Origin of the sequence: Amycolatopsis sp. cmx-4-54, assembly GCF_046548895.1 — a bacterium.
Classification (GTDB): domain Bacteria; phylum Actinomycetota; class Actinomycetes; order Mycobacteriales; family Pseudonocardiaceae; genus Amycolatopsis.
This window is the reverse complement of record NZ_JAEBEJ010000006.1, coordinates 523,328-540,165: the sequence shown is the minus strand read 5'-3', so window position 1 is coordinate 540,165 and position 16,838 is coordinate 523,328. Positions and strand designations below refer to the sequence as shown.

General features: G+C 69.6%; 19 protein-coding genes. 9 read left to right on the top strand and 10 right to left on the bottom strand.

The genetic code is table 11. The features are described from left to right. Window positions 1-10: 10 nt before the first annotated feature. From ACLJQ7_RS23200 to ACLJQ7_RS23180, 5 genes are all read left to right on the top strand, one after another. Entirely contained in the window at window positions 11-1,588 is a 1,578-nt protein-coding gene (locus ACLJQ7_RS23200) for a GMC oxidoreductase (RefSeq protein ID WP_410650250.1), read from the top strand. Further along, a complete protein-coding gene (locus ACLJQ7_RS23195) occupies window positions 1,557-2,792 on the top strand; it encodes a DegT/DnrJ/EryC1/StrS family aminotransferase (protein WP_410650249.1) in 1,236 nt (411 codons plus the stop codon). The genes ACLJQ7_RS23200 and ACLJQ7_RS23195 overlap by 32 nt, the downstream gene beginning before the upstream one ends. A 2-nt stretch (window positions 2,793-2,794) precedes the next feature. Beyond that, a complete protein-coding gene (locus ACLJQ7_RS23190) occupies window positions 2,795-4,309 on the top strand; it encodes an iron-containing alcohol dehydrogenase (protein ID WP_410650248.1) in 1,515 nt (504 codons plus the stop codon). After that, window positions 4,306-4,875 carry a VOC family protein gene (locus tag ACLJQ7_RS23185; protein ID WP_410650247.1) on the top strand — a complete coding sequence of 190 codons (570 nt, stop codon included), beginning with the start codon at window positions 4,306-4,308 and terminating at the stop codon, window positions 4,873-4,875. The genes ACLJQ7_RS23190 and ACLJQ7_RS23185 overlap by 4 nt, the downstream gene beginning before the upstream one ends. 94 nt (window positions 4,876-4,969) lie before the next feature. Beyond that, window positions 4,970-5,458, top strand: a complete 489-nt coding sequence (locus tag ACLJQ7_RS23180) for a quercetin 2,3-dioxygenase (protein ID WP_410650246.1) — start codon at window positions 4,970-4,972, stop codon at window positions 5,456-5,458. Between the two features lie 2 nt (window positions 5,459-5,460). On the opposite strand, the gene ACLJQ7_RS23175 is transcribed toward ACLJQ7_RS23180, so the two are convergent. From ACLJQ7_RS23175 to ACLJQ7_RS23160, 4 genes are read right to left on the bottom strand one after another with little or no spacing between them, the layout of a single operon-like run. Continuing rightward, entirely contained in the window at window positions 5,461-6,027 is a 567-nt protein-coding gene (locus ACLJQ7_RS23175) for a GNAT family N-acetyltransferase (protein ID WP_410650245.1), read from the bottom strand. 7 nt (window positions 6,028-6,034) lie between these two features. Then, entirely contained in the window at window positions 6,035-6,616 is a 582-nt protein-coding gene (locus ACLJQ7_RS23170) for a hypothetical protein (protein WP_410650244.1), read from the bottom strand. Then, window positions 6,598-7,242, bottom strand: a complete 645-nt coding sequence (locus ACLJQ7_RS23165) for a spermidine synthase (RefSeq protein ID WP_410650243.1) — start codon at window positions 7,240-7,242, stop codon at window positions 6,598-6,600. Before ACLJQ7_RS23165 ends, ACLJQ7_RS23170 begins: the two co-directional genes overlap by 19 nt. Beyond that, a complete protein-coding gene (locus ACLJQ7_RS23160; RefSeq protein ID WP_410650242.1) occupies window positions 7,239-7,394 on the bottom strand; it encodes a hypothetical protein in 156 nt (51 codons plus the stop codon). The genes ACLJQ7_RS23165 and ACLJQ7_RS23160 overlap by 4 nt, the downstream gene beginning before the upstream one ends. A 41-nt stretch (window positions 7,395-7,435) precedes the next feature. Here ACLJQ7_RS23160 and ACLJQ7_RS23155 point away from each other — a divergent pair, with 41 nt between their 5' ends. Next, window positions 7,436-7,624 (top strand): DUF1918 domain-containing protein, encoded by a 189-nt coding sequence (locus tag ACLJQ7_RS23155; protein ID WP_034304523.1) that lies wholly within the window; start codon window positions 7,436-7,438, stop codon window positions 7,622-7,624. Window positions 7,625-7,627: 3 nt separating this feature from the next. Here the strand turns inward: ACLJQ7_RS23155 and ACLJQ7_RS23150 are convergent, their stop codons facing one another. After that, window positions 7,628-8,797, bottom strand: a complete 1,170-nt coding sequence (locus tag ACLJQ7_RS23150; RefSeq protein WP_410650241.1) for an MFS transporter — start codon at window positions 8,795-8,797, stop codon at window positions 7,628-7,630. A 176-nt stretch (window positions 8,798-8,973) separates the two neighbouring features. On the opposite strand from ACLJQ7_RS23150, the gene ACLJQ7_RS23145 reads away from it, so the two are divergent. Then, on the top strand, window positions 8,974-9,288 hold the full coding sequence (locus ACLJQ7_RS23145; protein ID WP_410650240.1) for an ArsR/SmtB family transcription factor: 315 nt from the start codon (window positions 8,974-8,976) through the stop codon (window positions 9,286-9,288). A gap of 184 nt (window positions 9,289-9,472) precedes the next feature. Next, the gene (locus ACLJQ7_RS23140) at window positions 9,473-10,645 is read left to right on the top strand and encodes an MFS transporter (RefSeq protein WP_410650239.1); all 1,173 of its coding nucleotides are present in this window, start codon (window positions 9,473-9,475) and stop codon (window positions 10,643-10,645) included. A 64-nt stretch (window positions 10,646-10,709) separates the two neighbouring features. On the opposite strand, the gene ACLJQ7_RS23135 is transcribed toward ACLJQ7_RS23140, so the two are convergent. After that, complete coding sequence (locus ACLJQ7_RS23135) at window positions 10,710-11,009, bottom strand: DUF3017 domain-containing protein (RefSeq protein ID WP_034304513.1); 300 nt, start codon at window positions 11,007-11,009, stop codon at window positions 10,710-10,712. Between the two features lie 154 nt (window positions 11,010-11,163). On the opposite strand from ACLJQ7_RS23135, the gene ACLJQ7_RS23130 reads away from it, so the two are divergent. After that, window positions 11,164-13,764, top strand: coding sequence for a glycohydrolase toxin TNT-related protein (locus tag ACLJQ7_RS23130; protein ID WP_410650238.1), 2,601 nt, complete (start codon window positions 11,164-11,166; stop codon window positions 13,762-13,764). Window positions 13,765-13,836: 72 nt separating this feature from the next. Here ACLJQ7_RS23130 and ACLJQ7_RS23125 read toward each other — a convergent pair whose 3' ends face one another. The 4 genes from ACLJQ7_RS23125 to ACLJQ7_RS23110 form a co-directional block, all read right to left on the bottom strand. Next, the gene (locus ACLJQ7_RS23125) at window positions 13,837-14,460 is read right to left on the bottom strand and encodes a pentapeptide repeat-containing protein (RefSeq protein ID WP_410650304.1); all 624 of its coding nucleotides are present in this window, start codon (window positions 14,458-14,460) and stop codon (window positions 13,837-13,839) included. 25 nt (window positions 14,461-14,485) lie between these two features. Continuing rightward, the gene (locus tag ACLJQ7_RS23120) at window positions 14,486-15,556 is read right to left on the bottom strand and encodes a reverse transcriptase family protein (RefSeq protein WP_410650237.1); all 1,071 of its coding nucleotides are present in this window, start codon (window positions 15,554-15,556) and stop codon (window positions 14,486-14,488) included. A gap of 139 nt (window positions 15,557-15,695) precedes the next feature. Continuing rightward, entirely contained in the window at window positions 15,696-16,178 is a 483-nt protein-coding gene (locus ACLJQ7_RS23115; RefSeq protein ID WP_410650236.1) for a VOC family protein, read from the bottom strand. A gap of 68 nt (window positions 16,179-16,246) precedes the next feature. Then, window positions 16,247-16,756, bottom strand: coding sequence for a hemerythrin domain-containing protein (locus ACLJQ7_RS23110; RefSeq protein ID WP_410650235.1), 510 nt, complete (start codon window positions 16,754-16,756; stop codon window positions 16,247-16,249). Window positions 16,757-16,838: the final 82 nt, after the last annotated feature.

Genomic DNA, 16,838 nt, shown 5'->3' with positions numbered 1-16,838 from the left:
GGAGAGTCCCATGAGGCACCAGCGAATCGACGTCGACGTCCTCGTCGTCGGCTCCGGGCCGGTGGGCGCGACCTTCGCGCGCACGCTCGTCGAAGGCGGGCGCAGTGTCCTGATGGTGGACGCCGGACCGCAGCTCTCCAGCCGTCCTGGCGAGCACTTGAAGAACCACTTCGCCTACCAGCACAGCCACGAGCGCTTCGGCGGTCTGGTCGGCGGGCATCTGCACCCGCTGTCGGTTCCGGCCGCCGAGCCGGCCGAGCCCGGCCGGTTGATCAGCCTGGACGCGGGCGTCGCCACCTACGCGGTCGGCGGGATGGCCACCCATTGGACCGGTGTGACCCCCCGGCACCACCCGTCCGTCGAACGGTCCGACGCCTTCACCGCCGCCGAGTGGGACCGGCTCTACGGCGACGCGGAGACACTGCTCGGCACCGGAACCGACCTGACCGCGCACGCGGTCTCGCATCAGGTCGTCCTGGACGCGCTCGCTTCGGAATACCGGGAACTGCCCGGCGGGTACGGGGTGCGGCATCTGCCGATGGCGGCGCGGCGCCGCGCCGACAACCCCCGGCTCGTGCGCTGGACCGGAACGGATACCGTGCTCGGTCCGCTCGCCGACGGCGGCCGGGACGGGTTCGTGCTGCGCGAACAGCATCTGTGCCGTCGTCTCGTATCGTCGCCGGACGGCGGGCGGATCGAGTACGCCGAGATCGAGGACCACCGCGACTGGCGGACTCTGCGGGTCACGGCGAACACGTACGTCCTCGCCGGTGGCGCCGTGCTCACCCCACAGCTGTTGTACGCCTCCGGTATCCGTCCGCGGGCGCTCGGCCGCTACCTCACCGAACAGCCGGTCGCCTTCTGCCAGGTCGTACTCGGCGACGACCTCGTCGACGGCGTGGCGGCCGACGAGCGCTTCGCCGAGCGGGTCGCCGCCCACCGGGCACGCCATCCGGAAGATCCCTTGCCCATCCCGGCGGACGACGCCGACCCGAACGTCTGGATCCCGGTGTCACCGGACCGTCCGTGGCACTGCCAGATCCATCGCGATCTGCCCTACGCCGATCTGGTGCCGAACCGGGAGATCGACCACCGGCTGGTGGTCGACCTGCGCTGGTTCGGGCTCGTCGACCCGCGCCCGGAGAACCGGGTGCGGTTCTCCGACACCGAACAGGACGTCTTCGGCCTGCCGCGGCCGGGCTTCGACTTCTCGCTCAGCGACCGGGACCGTGAACGACAGCATCGGATGATGGCGGACCTGCGGCGGGCCGCGGCGGCGCTCGGGTCGTACCTGCCAGGGTCCGAGCCGCGCTTCGTCGTTCCCACCCTTCCGTTGCACATCGCGGGAACCACCCGGATGGGCACCGACGCGGACACCAGCGTGGTCGACCCCGGTTCGAAGGTCTGGGGCGTCGAAAACCTCTATCTCGGCGGAAACGGCCTCATCCCGACACCCAACGCGAGCAACCCGACCCTGACCAGTGTCGCGATGGCACTGCGGGCGGCGCGCGGAATTCTCGGCACGGAAAATCCATCCTCGGCGGAAAGGCGCGCAGATGAGCGGCCCGGGCTACTTGTTCCTCGGTGATGAAGAAAAGGCGTTGGTCACTCGTGCGCTGGACACCTGGCAGCTGAACAGGTACCGGTTCGACGAGACCGCCGAACCGTCCATGGTGTTCACACTCGAACGCGAATTCGAGCAGCGCACCGGCGCCGCCCACTGCCTGGCGGTGAACAGCTGTACCTCCGCGCTGCTCACCGCGCTCGCGGCCTTGGGCGTCGGCCCCGGCGACGAGGTGATCGTCCCCGGCTACACGTTCATCGCGTCCATCGCCGCCATCGTCCACCGCGGCGCGGTCCCGGTGCTCGCCGAGATCGACGAGTCGCTGACCCTCGACCCCGAGGACGTGGCGCGCCGGATCACCCCCGCGACCAAGGCCATCCTCGCGGTGCACATGCTGGGTGCGCCCGCCGCGCTGGACGAGCTGCGCCGGATCGCGGACGACCACGGCCTGTTCCTGATCGAGGACGCCGCCCAGGCCATCGGGGGCCGATACCGGGGCCGCGCCCTCGGCACCATCGGCGACGCCGGCGCCTTCTCCCTCAACCTGTTCAAGATCATCACCAGCGGTGACGGCGGGCTGCTCACGATCGCGGACGACGCCGTCTACGAACGGGCTTTCGCCTTCCACGACCACGGGTTCAAACCGATGCGTCACGGCATCGCCGACGCCGACTCGCTGTTCGGGCTGAACCTGCGGATGCACGAACTGAGCGGCGCCGTCGCGCTCGGCCAGCTGCGCAAGATCGATCTCATCCTGGAAACCCTGCGCAAGCAGAAGACCGCGCTGGCCGAGGCGATCGGCGAGCTGCCCGGCGTCGAACGCAGGCGGCTCAACGATCCGGACGGCGAATGCCACTCCTTCTTCGTCCTGCGGTTCGAGACCGTCGAGGTGGCGCGGGCGGTGGCCGCCAAGCTCGGCACCGCCACGCTCATCGACTCCGGCCGTCACTACTACGGGAACATGCCCCAGCTGATCAGCCGTCGCATGCCCACCGCGTCGGAACACCCCTTCGGGTGTCCGGCCCATCCCACCGAGGCGCGGTACGAGCCGCACATGCTGCCCCGTACCGACGACATCCTCGGCCGGTCGATCACGCTGTCCGTCGGCGTGGTCGACGCCTATCTCGGCGCCGGATTCGGTATCACCCCGCTCTCGTCGTCCGACGAGATCGCGGCCGTCGCCACCGCAGTGAAGTCAGCCGTCAACGAAGTGGTCGCGAGGACGTGAACATGCAACCGGTCGAATCGAAACCGGTGGAGACGGGTCTTCCCGCCCACCACTGGCGGGTCGAGGCCCAGCTCCCCGTCGACTACGAAGTCCAGCTGACCACCGGCGTACTCGATCCGTCCAACCCGGCGTTGCTGGACGCGGGCACCCTCGTCCGCGCCGAGCGGCTCCGGCGGTTCGTGGTGGTCGACGCCGAGGTCTACGCCATCTACGGCGACAACGTGCGCAAGTACCTGGAACACCACAACGTCGAATACAGCCTCTGCGTCCTGCCCGTCTCGGAGGAGACCAAGACGATGGAGTCGGTGTTCACCGTGGTGAACGGACTCGACGCGTTCGGGATCTCCCGCCGGAACGAGCCGATCATCGCCATCGGTGGCGGCGTCGTGCTCGACATCGTCGGCCTGGTCGGCAGCCTGTACCGGCGCGGGACCCCGTACGTCCGGGTCCCCACCTCACTGATCGGGCTGGTCGACGCCGGGGTCGGCATCAAGACCGGGGTGAACCACGGCAGCCACAAGAACCGTCTCGGCTCGTACTTCGCGCCGACGGTGGCGTTGCTGGACCGCGATTTCCTGGCCACATTGGACGGTCGGCACATCAGCAACGGGCTCGCGGAGATCCTCAAGATCGCGCTGATCAAGGACGCGCGGTTGTTCCAGCTGCTGGAGGACCACGCCGAGTTGCTCCTCGCCGAGCGGCTCACCGGGCAGACCCAGACCGGCGACCTCGTCGCCGGTGAGGTGTTCAGCCGGGCGGTGGGCGGCATGCTGGAGGAGCTGCGGCCGAACCTGTGGGAGAAGCAGCTGGAACGGGTGGTCGACTACGGTCACTCGTTCAGTCCCACTCTGGAGATGCGGGCGCTTCCCGCGTTGCTGCACGGCGAGGCCGTGACCATCGACATGGCGCTGACCACGGTGATCGCCGAGGCCAGGGGTCTGGTGTCCACAGTGGACCGTGAACGGATCTTCCGGCTCATGCGACGGCTGCGCCTGCCCGTCTGGCATCCGTTGATGGAAGCCGAGCTGCTGGAACACGCACTGCGGGAGACCGTCCGGCACCGGGACGGGCGGCAACGGATGCCGATCCCGGTCGGGATCGGCGCGGCCTGCTTCCTCAACGACCTCACCGCCGCCGAACTCGCCCGTGCGGCGGAAATCCTTCGTACGCTGCACGAGCCGGGGGTGAACGAGGTGATCGTCACCGACGTCGGCGGCCGGTCCGATGCCACCGGGAACCGGCTGATCGACCGGGGCGGGCTGAGCAGCACGTGGCAGGCCATCCACTGGGCTTCGCTGCCGCCCGGCGCCCTGCGGGAAGAGGACACGCGGACCGCTACGGGCAAGTTCTGTTTCGTGCTGGCGGGCGAAGGTGAACTGCGTATCGACGAGGTGTCGCACGACCTGCGCCCCGGCGACCTGATCGCCACCCGGGCCGGTGCGGTGCACCGGTTCGCGAACCAGGGCACGGAACACCTGAGCTGGCTGATGATCGAAGTGCCCGGAGGCGTGACGTGACCCGGCCGTCGGTGCGGGAGACCCGGCAGCGGGGCATCCCCGGAGCCAGGGCGGTGCACCATGTCGCCTACACCGTCCCGGATCTGGAGCAGGCGATCGAGTTCTTCGTCGAGGTCATCGGCGCGGAGCTGATCTACACCGAGGGCCCCGTACAGGACCGGGACGGCGACTGGATGACCCGCAAACTCGCCGTGCACGCCGCGGCGGTCGCCAGGGTCGCCATGCTCCGGCTGGGGCCGGTGACCAATCTGGAGCTCTTCGAGTACACCGCGCCGGATCAGCGCCGCGAACTTCCCCGCAACAGCGACTGGGGCGGTCACCACCTGGCGATCCACGTCACGGACGTCGACGCCGCCGCGGCCTATCTGCGCGCCCAGCCGGGTGTCCGGGTCCTCGGCGACCCGGAGACGATCACCGACGGGCCGATCGCGGGAGATCGGTGGGTGTACTTCGTGAGTCCGTGGGGGATGCAGCTGGAGTTGATCAACATCCCCGCGGGCGCGCCGTTCGAACGGGAGACCGCCGCGCGCCCGTACCAGTCCGACCGGCCGTGGTCCAACCGCTGAGGATCGCCCGGAAGACGGATACAACGCGTGAACCCGCCCGGCCGGAGGCCCCGCGATCGCGGCGCGGGTTCACCAACAGACACTGAGGAGCAGCATGACCGAACCATCCGCGCTCGTTCCCGCCGGCCACGGGCCGACGACCTGGTTCGACGGCAACGTCTACACCGTGAAGGCGAGCGCCGAGAGCACCAATGGCGCCATGTCCGTCCTGGAGTCCTCGATCCTGCCGGGCAGCGGTCCGCCGCTGCACGTCCACACGCAGGAGGACGAGGCGTTCTACGTCCTGTCCGGCCAGCTGAGTTTCACCGTCGGCGACGAGGAGTTCCTCGGCAGGGCGGGGGATTTCGTGCTCGTCCCCCGCGGCATCCCGCACTGCTTCAAGAACATCGGCGCCCACGTCGCTCACACGATCTTCGTCTACACCCCCGCCGGGTTCGAGAAGTTCTTCCAGGAAGCGGGAGATCCGGCCGTACCGGGTATGCCGGTCCCGACGTGGGGGCCCGCGGAGTTCGAACGGGCGGCGGAGATCGCCGTCCGCCACGGCTGGGAGGGACCGAGGACAGGTCAGGAGGCCGGCCGCTGACGTCACTTCTTCTCGGCGCACGGCCACGGTCCCGGGGTCTCGGCGGGCAATTCGACCTGCTCGGCTTCGGTGCGGAACAGCCGGAAGCCGCGCGCCTGGTAGTTCTTGAGCGCGGCCGGGCCGTCCGTGGTGCAGGTGTGGACCGTGACACGGCGTGTGGTCGTCCTGCCCGGCCAGCGCTCCGCGAGCGCCCACGCCTCCCGCAGCGCGACGGTCAGCAGGTGCCCGCCGACGCCCTTGCCGACGAAGGACGACATCAGGCCGAAGTACGCGAGTTCTACTTCGCCGTCGACAGTGCCGTCGAGTTCGAAGTAGCCGCACGGCGTCCCCTGCGCGTAGGCCACCCAGGTCTCGACGCCCGGCCTGTCCAGCCACTCGACCCACTGCGCCCACGTCCAGCCGAGCCGGTCGATCCAGAACCAGTCGCCGCCGACGGCGGTGTAGAGATAGCGGTTCAGTTCCGGGCTGACCAGCTCGGCGCGGGCGACCTTCACCGGGACGGCCGGCGGTTTCGCCGCGTTCAGGTCGTCCGGTGAGGTCTGCTCGAGGTGCCAGGTCGTGATCTCCATGCGGTGATCATTTCACCCAGACCCGCAGCGGCCCCAGAGCCGTGTAACCGTTGCGAAGTGCGGCGACGAGGTCTTCTCCGTGCTCGTAGCCGGTGATCGGCAGGCCGGGGAAGCTCGCCGCGACGGCCGAGGTCGCGCCGCGCCAGGCGTCGTCCAAGTCACCTTGAGTGTACAAATTGGACAGTCCGGCGAAATCGCCGCCCCGGTTGGCCGTCACTCCGGCGACCCCGTTCGACCACAGGGCGACGGACGCGTCCCCGAAGGAGTCGGCAACGCGGGACCAGCCCGGTTCGAGCGGCACTTGCGCCGTACGAGTGATCCAGGTGGCCTCGAAGAGGACCTCGAAACCCGCCCGCGAAAGATCCAGGCAGCCGAAGCTGTCCTTGACCGCACAGCCCGGCGAGGTGTCGATCCCGTCCAGGACTTCTTCGGCCGTCGCGTCCGGCGTCAGGGTCATCGCGTCGGGGTACGACGGCGGCGTCCGGCTCGCCGATTTCCAGACGCGGGCGGTGAAGGTGCCCGTCCGGCACACCGTGTCGCACCAGCGGGCGTTGACCCGCACGGCGTCCGCTACACCCGCGCGAACCACAGCACGTCCGGTTCTCCTTGCGGCACCGGGATCTTCAGCTCCCGCACCTCACCGAACCGCGCGCGGAGCCGCTTCGCGAACGACGGCACCGACTCGGCGCTCCACACCCCGAGCACACCGCCGGGCCGCAACCGCGCGGCGAGCAGGTCGAGGCCTTCGCCGGAGTACAGCTTCGCGTTCCCGTCGGTGACCGTCCACTCAGGACCGTTGTCGATGTCGAGGCACAGCGCGTCGAACCGTTCTTCCGTCCGGCGCAACCACTTCACCAGATCGGCCTCGACGACGGTGACCCGATGGTCGGACAGGGCGTCGTCGTGGACGTCCTTGAGCGGGCCCTCGCGGTTCCAGCCGATCACGGCGGGCTCGCGCTCGACCACCACGACCTCGCCGACCCCGGGATGGTCCAGCGCGGCGCGCAGCGAATAACCGACGCCGAGGCCGCCGATCAGCATGCGTGCCTTGCCCGGAAACAGGTCCGCCGCCACCGACACGAGCAACCGTTCGGATTCACCGTTCCGGGTGTCCATCAGGAAGACGCCGTTGGCGATGACCTCGAAATCGGCTCCGGTCCGGCGGAGCACCAGTTCGCCACTCTTCCCGGCGACCTTGTCGAGTACGTCGGTCATCCGGGCAGCTTATCGGCGACGGTCACCGCAGGGCCGCCGATTTGTACCCGCCACGGGATTTCGACGACGGTGTCGAGAAAGCCGAGCGCATCCGGCGGAACGCCCTGCTGCTCATGGCCCAGCACGGCGATCGCGTCACTGGCGAGAATCACCCCGACGCTCCTAACCTGGAAAGCTTCGGAGGTGATTTCTCATGCAGGCGACCGTCGGAGACGAGATCCACGTGCACGGGCGCACGGTCGGATCGGCCGGGCAGCGCGGTGAGATCCTCGAGGTACGCGGCGAACACGGCGCCCCGCCGTATCTCGTCCGGTTCGCGGACGGACACGAAGGGCTGGTGTTCCCCGGCCCCGACTGCGAAGTCCAGTCTCGTGCCGAGTAGTCGTCACTCGGCCGGCGCGGGCCGCGGCACGCGGTTCCGCCAGCCCGCCACGACCACGGCCGCGCCGAGCGCGGTCAGCACCGCCGCGATCTCGGGCAGCAGGAGCGGCCCGCCGCCGCTCAGCACCGCTCCCCCGACCAGGCCGGAGAGGCCGACGCCGAGATAGATCGCGGACGCGTTGAGCGAGAGGACCAGTCCGGCGTTCTGCTTGGACAGCTCGATCAGCCGGTGCTGGATCGGCGGGTTGACCGACCAGGTGGCCAGGCCCCACAGGAAGAGGACGACGGCCGCGCCCACGACGGTGGTCGCCACCAGCGGCAGCAGCGCGAGCACCACGGTGATCCCGCCGAACACGACCAGCAGCGGTCCCCTGGCGCCCCAGCGGTCGGCCGCGCGGCCGCCGAGGACGTTGCCGAGCGCGCCGCCTGCCCCGTAGACGAACAGGAGCAGGCTGACCGTCGTGCCGTGGATGCCCGCGGTGGCGGACAGGACCGGCGAGATGAAGGTGTAGACGGAGAACGCGGCGAGGCAGCCGAGCACGGTCGCGCCGAGCATGGCGAGGACGCGCGGATCCTTGGCGACGGTGAACCGTTCGGCCAGCCGGACCGGGGGCGGCGCCGGGACGGCGGGCAGGACCAGCCGGACCGCGAAGGCCCCGAGGAGCGAGAAGGCCGCGACGAGTGCGAAGACGGCCTGGTAGCCGACGCTCTGCGACAGGACGCTGCCGAGCGGGACACCCAGGATCGTCGCGACGGTGAGCCCGCCGAAGACGAGCGCGACCGCGCGGCCCCGGCGTTCCGGCGAAGTGAGTTCGGCGGCGACGGCGCTCGCGGCCGGGGTGAAGACCGCCGCGCCGATCGCGGTGACGACCCGCGCGAGGAGCAGGGTCACGTAGCCGGGCGCGAGGGCGGCGAGGGCGTTGCCGATGGCGGTGACGACGAGGGCGGCGACCAGGAGCGTGCGCCGCTCCCAGCGGCCGGTGACCGCGGCGAACAGCGGTGAGCCGACCGCGTACGCGATGGCGAAGGCGGTGACCAGCTGGGCGGCGGCCGTCTCGGAGACCGCGAGCTCGCCGGTCAGCGCGGGCAGCAGCCCGGCGACGACGTAGCCGCTGGTGCCGACCGCGAAGGTACCGAGCGCCAGCACCGCGGTCCTGGGTGGTGCGAAATTCATGAGTCCCCAGCTCCAGACCCCACAGAGCGCGATTAGCCCGCTAAACGCAGGTCGGGGCCGGATCGCGATTAGCCCGCTAAACGCAGGTGGGGGTCGTTGTTCGATGGTTGTCGTAGTTCGATGGAGACCGTACTACGAACTCGCCGGAAGTTCGAGGGGCGTCGTACTATGGACGGATGGCCGCGACGCAGCAGTACGTCTATCCCGATCAGGGCGAGATCCGGATCGAGGCGGTCCTCGCCGCGCTCGCGGACCCGGTCCGGCTCGACATGGTCCGCCAGCTGGCCGCGTCCGGCACCGAGATCTCGTGCAGCGGATTCGACGTCGCCGTGACCAAGTCCACACTCACCCATCACCTGCGCACGCTGCGCGAAGCGGGCATCATCATGGGCCGCCAGCAGGGCACCGCCCGCTACAACTCCTTGCGCCGCAAGGATCTCGACGAACTCTTTCCCGGCCTGCTCCAGGGAGTGCTCGCCGCCCGCCGCTGAGGGTGGGCAGCCTCACCCCAAACCGGGATGACAAAGGCCCCCTTGATCGGTTGAACTGGATGCAGGACAGCGGGGCCGCACGCGCTGTCTTCTTTTGTGTCCGAGACCTAAATCGATTCAGCTCCCCATCCGCGACGCTGGGCGAGTAATCGTTTACTTCACGTTCGACCCCGGAAGGAGAGCCGTGCCCGTCGCGCTGCTCGCGCTCGCCATCGGTGCCTTCGGCATCGGGACCACCGAATTCGTCATGATGGGCGTACTGCCCGAAGCCGCCGCGGACTTCGGCGTGTCGATCCCGTCCGCCGGTTACCTCATCTCCGGCTACGCCCTTGGCGTCGTGGTCGGTGCCCCACTGCTCACCGCCGCCGCCGTCCGGCTGCCGCGCAAGACGATGCTGCTGGCGATGATGGGGCTGTTCACGCTCGGCAACGTCCTATTCGCGCTCTCGCCGAACCAGGAGTTCGGCGTCGCCTTCCGCTTCCTCGCGGGCCTGCCGCACGGCGCGTTCTTCGGCGCCGGCGCCGTCGTCGCGTCCAGCCTGGCCAAACCGGGCGAGCGCGCGAAGGCCGTCTCGATGATGTTCATGGGCCTGACCCTGGCCAACGTCGTCGGCGTGCCGCTGGGGACGCTGCTCGGCCAGAAGGTCGGCTGGCGCGCGACCTTCGGCGTCGTCGCCGTGATCGGCCTGCTCGCCATGGCCGCGATCGCGAAACTGGTCCCCCACCAGGGCAAACCGGTCGAGCCGTCGCTGCGCGGCGAACTCGGCGCCTTCCGCCGCCCGCAGGTGTGGCTCGCGCTCGCGATCGTCACCTTCGGCCTCGGCGGCGTGTTCGCCTGCCTGTCCTACATCGCGCCGATGCTGACCGACGTCACCGGCTATTCGCCGTCCCACGTCACGCTGCTGCTCTCCCTGGCAGGCGTCGGCATGACGATCGGCAACTACCTCGGCGGCAGGCTCGCCGACAAGGCGCTGATGCCGAGTCTCTACGTCTCGCTGATCGGGCTCGCTTCGGTGCTGGCGATCTTCACCTTCACCGCGAACGGCAAGGTCGGCGCGGCGGTGACGATCTTCTTCGTCGGTCTGGCCGGCTTCATGATCGGCCCGATGATGCAGGCCAGGATCATGGAGAAGGCGGGCGGGACGCCGTCGCTGGTGTCCGCCGCCGTGCAGTCGGCGTTCAACATCGCGAACTCCATCGGCGCCTACCTCGGCGGTCTGGTGATCGCCGGCGGGCTCGGCCTGGTCGCGCCCAACTGGGTCGGTGCGTCACTGGCCGTGCTGGGACTCTCGCTGGCCGTGGTGTCCGGCGGCATGGACCGCCGCGAAGCCCGGCCCGCCCCCGCCATGGCTTCCTGACTTTCCGTGCGCGTGAAGGCCCCCTTCCCTCGGCTCAGTCGAGGGAAGGGGGCCTTCACGCGCGTCAGGACAGGGGGCCGCCGGTGATCGTGAAGGCGATGAACAGGATCAAGACGGAAAGCGCGCCGTAGGTCAGCACGTCGACCGGTTTGCCCCGGATCGCCAGCAGCCCGGCCTTCGCCTCGGGCAGTACCGCCCGCAGCAGGCCGGCGAGCAGCAACGCGCCGCCGATCAGCGCGGCCCCCTGCCGCCAGTGGTACTGGCCGATCCGCAGGGCGGCGACCGCCACCACCAGCATCACCAGCAGGAACGGCAGGTGATGGAGCAGTGCCCCACGGTCACGCCGTTGTCCGGCCACCGCCATCAGTCCTCGTCCTTCAGGGTCGTTTTGGCGATTCGGTTCACTCGGTCAGTATCCCGGGTGAGTGACCCGGCACCAGGTCAGGGCATCTTCTTGAAGAGTCAATAGCGGCAAAACCCACATGCGGGGTGCACACGAGCGCGGATACGGTCAAAATGTGACCGTGGCACAACCGACGACTCAGCTGAACGCGACCGAGCAGGACACCCTGGTCAAACAGATCGGCCTCGCCCTGCTGCGGGCCGCTCCGCGTGATTGGCGGAAGGTGACCGCCGAGTACCGAGCCGTCGGCAGGTACCACGAGATGACCGGCGAGATCATCACCGAGGACGGCACCTCGCACGAATGGGTCGCGACGCACGACATCGCGACGCTGTTCGGCAGGCTCCGTGCCGGGATGTATCGCGACGGCCGCGGCACCTGGTTCAACGCCCGTTACCAGCTCGACCACCCGTCCAGCTACAACCTCGAGTACAACCGCGACGAGCCGCAGTGGCGTCTCGCGCCGCCTCCGCAGGCGCTCTCCGACGAACTGCGCATTTTCCCCCGCTCCGAGGAGAACGTGCCCGAATGGCTGATCCGGCGCATGTCCGGCCTCGGCCCCGAGCAGCCAGGACCGCATTTCCGCATCGCCCGCATCTTCGACACCATCGGCCCGGCCGGGCGTCCGGTGATCAACCGGCCCGACCTGGAGATCGAGGAGCAGGACAGGCTGCTCGATTACCTCGACCGCGCACCGCTGGTGGTCACCGAACGCGGCTATGACATCGACCGGCTCGCGCAGAACCCCGAGGCCACCGTCCCGGTCGCCTTCCACAGCGACGGCCAGTGGATCTGGCCCGCCGCCGTGAACTTCTACCTGCGCCAGTACGGCGTCTCGCCGGAACTCGACCTGATCGAGCACGTCCGGCAGAACGACTTCACGCTGCCCGAGGTCGACCCCCCGACGCTGCAGGCCGCGGCGGGGTACCTCACCCGGGGGAATCAGCCTCCGCAGCAGCGTCCCAACGGCCCGGGCGGACCTGGTGGCCCCGGTGGGCCTGGTGGACCCAACAACGGCTCGCCCGCGGGCCCGCCTCCGCAGGGGCCGCCGCAGAACGGCCCGGTGCCGCCCCAGCAGGCCGCGCCCGGTGGCCCCGCGGGCCCCGGTCCGAACCAGCCCCCCGCCCAGCCACCGCACCAGCAGGGCCGGGATCAGGTCGCGATGGCCGCCGCGGCCGCCGCACCGGTCGCCGCGGCGGCGGCCATGCCCTCCGCCGAGACAGGCGTCCCGGACCAGGCCGAGCAGGCCCAGCGGTACGAAGACGACTACGACACCCGGGACTACCAGGCGCAGGACTTCCACGAAGCCGCCGCCGAGCAGCAGTACGAAGACGGCTACGAAGACCCGTACGCGTCCGAACAGGACGTCTTCACCGACGAGGAGCGGCAGGGCACCGAACCCGAGCCGGAACCTCGGGCCGATCCGGAGGCCACCACGTACGCGCGGGCCCCGCAGGCCGACGCCTACGAGCAGCCGCCGCTCGAGGAAGAACAGGACGCGTACGCCCGGCAGGAAGAAGACCAGCCGTACGCGCCCCCCGAAGAGGAGGCGACCACCGGTTACACCCCGGTCGAGCAGGCCGACGCCGGTCCCGAGTTGCCTCTTCTCACGCACGACGCGGAGCGGAACGTGGCTCCTCCGCCGTCGGACACCGAGGTCACGCAGGTCGACGCCCCGCCGCAGGAGCGGGGGACCTTTGCTACCGCCCCCGTGTCCCACCCGGAGCCCGAGCCGCGGCGCGCCGAGCACCCCGAGCCGGTGCTGAACGAGTTGCAGGCGAAGTTCGACGAACTCGACGTGCCCGGCGACGTCTACCGCATCGGCTCGCCCGCCGAGCACGGCTGGAGTGTCGAACCGGTCGACGGTGGTGGCTGGCGGGTCGGCTGGTACGACGGGAAGCTGACCAATCCGGCGGTGTTCGGCGACGCCGAGGACGCGGCCGCGTTCATGCTCGGCAAGGTCCTGCTGAACCCGAACGGTGCTCCGCCTCCCTCGGAACAGCCCGCCGTCGCGGAGGAACCTGTCGAGGAGCCTGTTCCGGCGCCGCCCGTGCTGGCGACGCTGTCCCCCGAGATCGCGACCGGTTCGCATCCGGTGCCGCCGCGGGAGTCGATCCCGGCGCAGGAACAGACCGCGTTCACGACGGCCGAAGAGCTGCTCGGGGACGATTTGGACGACGAGCCCGCTCCGGTCCCGCCCGCGCCCCCGGTGCGGCCGAACCCGGTGCTGGCGAGCCCGCCGCCCGCGCCGCCGCGGCGCGAGCCGCCGGTGACGACGCCTCCGCCACCGCCGATGCGGCGCGAGGAACCGGCCCGTCCGCCGGCCCCGGCGAACGCCGCCGGGGCGCCCGACGCCAAGCAGAACTGGCCGATTTCGCCGCTCAACGGTGAACCGCCGCTGACGCTGTTCCGTGGCAAGGAGCTGCGTGAGCTGCCCGCGGGCAGCGAGCTGGACCGCTTCGGCGGCCCGAACGGGAACCTGACCTATGCGGCCGGGACGCCGTTCGAGGAGCGCTCGCTCGTGCCGGAGTGGGTGAACCGGCCGTACCACGTCTATCGCGTGCAGCGTCCGTTCGAAGCCCTCGCCGGTGTCGCGATCCCGTGGTTCAACCAGCCCGGTGGCGGGTCCGCGTACCTGCTGCCGGCGTCCATCGAGGAACTGCTCGCCGAGGGCGACCTCATCGAGCTGGACCCGGGCGAACCGCCGATCGACTAGCCCCCGCATGTGCAATGAAAGGTCCTTTCCTGGCGAATTTCGCAAGGAAAGGACCTTTCATTGCACGCGGGGTCAGTGGATGACGAGGCCGTGCGCGGCGGCGTAGGCGATCGCGGTCTCGGTGTCCACGTGGACCCCGGAGAGGTTCGCCTGCACCAGGCCGTTGGCGTCGAGCCGCGCGCCGCGCAGGTCCGCGCCCTCGAACTTCGCGCCCGCCAGCCGGGCGCCGGTGAGGTCCGCGCCACGCAGGTCGGCGCCGGTCAGGTCCGCGTCGAGCAGGTTCGCCTCACGCAGTCGCAGGCCGCCGAGGTCCACTTTGGACAAACGGGCCTTGCTGAGCGAGACCAGCGAGAGGTCGCATTCGGTAAAGGCGATCTTCTGGAACCGGCAGTCCACAAAGGACGATCCGAGCATCGAACAGGAGCTCCACCGCGTGCTCGCCAGCACACTGCGGTCGAAGGTGCACGAGCGGAACGCGGACGCCTCGTGGCGCGAGCCTTCGAAGTCGGTCTTGGTGAAGTCGCACTGGTCGAAGGTGCAGCCCTGGGTCCGCAGCCCGCGCAGGTCGGCCTCGGTGAAATCGCAGCCGACGAAACTGCGTTTTTCCCACCACTGCTGGGAAAGGACGGCTTCTCGGAAATTCGAAGCACTCCTTCCCGCTGAGAAGTCATCCGGCTGAGCCTCGGCGGTCTCGATCACCGGTCCAGGATCCCATACCCGCTCAAACCCAGGTTATCCCGCCGAACAAGGCGCGCAACTTCGCCGCCCGACGCTCCGACGACGCGGCGATCCAGCCGATCCGGCCGAGCAGATGGGCGCGGAAGTCGGGATGTCCGGCCCGGTTCTGCTCATCCGGGCCGATCCGGACACAGTTGTGCAGCAGCGCACGCAGGGCGTCGTAGTCGGCACGCGTCGCGGCGGGCGCGCTGTTGACCACCAGTCCCGCGACCCGTTGCCGTTGGTGCGCGGCGGCGATGGAGGTCTTGTCGTCCCGGAGCCGGAAGCCCTCGTCGGTCACGATCCGCCGGACCCCGGGCAGCAACCGGTGCAGCGGCAGGGAATCCCCGGAGAACGCCAGATCGTCGGCGTACCGCGTGTACGCGGCACCCAAGGCCTGAGCGAGGCCGTCGATCCGCCGGTCGAGATGGTGCGTGACCGCGTTCGCGACCGCGGGTGAAGACGGCGCGCCCTGCGGAAGATGCGTGCCCGCCAGGTTGCTCAGCAGCCGCACGCGCGCCGGATCCCGCCGGCCCGCGGGCACGGTGGCGAGGACATCGGGCGGAACGGCGGTGGTGAGCACGCCCGCCAGCGCTTCCGCCACGGCGGACGGATACCCCGCGAGGGCGAACAGCGCCGAGATCCGGCGCGCGGACACCGTCGGGAAGAACCCTTCGAGGTCCATCCTGACCACGGTCTTCCGGCCCGCATGCGGTGCCGCGCACGACATCGGCGACCGTCCGCGCCGGAACCCGTGCGCGGCCTCGTGCACCGGCAGCGCGTCGACGACGTGCCGCACGATCCGGCGCTGCAGTTCGGCGAGTCGCGGTTTCGGCCGCTCGATGAGCCGCACGCCGCCCGAAGCGGTCGGGATCCAGCGGTAGGTGTAGTGCCGGATCGGATCGGCCGCACGCCTGTTCCAGCCCTTCGCGTCGGCGAACCACGAGAGTTCGCCGGGGGTCAGGTCGAGCGCGGCGGCGCACTCGTCGAACGTCACCCAGCGGGCCACCTGGAAGCGCCAGACCGGCGGCAAGGGGTCGAGGAGCGACGCGGAGGTGACTCTTTCTCCTGTCATCCGCGCGGACTCGCACGCGAAGCATGCCGCGCTCGCGCGGGACGCCTTGTCTCGCTGACTTCGTACTCCCCGGGGTTGCCCCGGAGTGGGTGGTGATCCACCGGCTCACCTCCGCGTCGCGATCACCACCCTACCGAAATCAGCGGCTCGGGATGATCTCCGTACCGGAGACGTACCGCATGGCCTCGATGAACTTCGGGTCGTTCATCCGGCGCTCCATCTCCGGATAGTCGAGGTCGGCCAGCCGGGTCTGGATCCACCACAGGTTGCCGAACGGGTCGCGGACCCGGCCGACGCGGTCGCCGAAGAAGAGTTCGGTCTGCCTCGTCACCTCTTCGGCGCCCGCTTCGATCGCCCGGCGCTGCGTCTCGATGCTGTCTTCGACGTAGAGCCGCAGGTGCGCCGGAGTGTCGACCCAGTGGTCCCGCGAGTCGAACAGCATGACGACCGAGTCGCCGATCCGGACCTCCGCGTGCCCGATCTTCCCGCCCTCGACGTACACCGGGTCGCCCAGCGGCTCGGCGTCGAAGACGCGCTTGAGGAAGTCGATCATGCCCGCGGTGTCGCGCGAGATGATCCACGGGGTGACCGAGTGGTAGCCGTCGGGGATCGGGTTGGTCATCGGGGTTCTCCTCGGTCGTCGTGGTGCGATGAGAAGAACACTAGAACCCGTATAGGACAGATCGTGTCCTAATGCGATTTCAGCAGGAAAGATGGCTTCTTTTCCTGCCACTCCGGCATGTCCAGCGAGTTGAGCACCTCGACGATCCGCTTCTCCTCGTACCGGAAATGCGTCTCCATGATCGCCGTGAGCCCGTCCAGTTCCCGCTGGACGAAGAGGATCTCGTCCTGACTCGACCCGGGGCCGACACCGGCGACCAGCTCTTCGAGCCGTTCGATGATCCCGGTCATGACCTCGTGGTCGTGCGCGAGCTCTTCGAGCGACGGCCGCAATTCGGGGAATTTGTCCGCCAGCACGAGGAAAGCACCGCCGTCCTCGCCGGTGTGATGCCTGGTGAGCGCCGAGCAGAAGGTGAGGCAATGCGCCCGGAGATCGCGCAGCCGCTCGGCGCGCCCCGCCGCGACCGACCCCAGGTCGTCGTGCAGCGCGGCCAGCTCTTTACGCAGCCAGTTGTGAACCTGAACGAGTTGATTTCCGAACGCCGTCAACCGGCCGTCCGTTCGAGAAGGGGTTTCCATGATTTCCCATGGTCCGGCGCCTCCATGCCCGCGACGGTCTCTTTGCCGGGTGCACTGCGACGCTGGATCAACTTCAGCACGA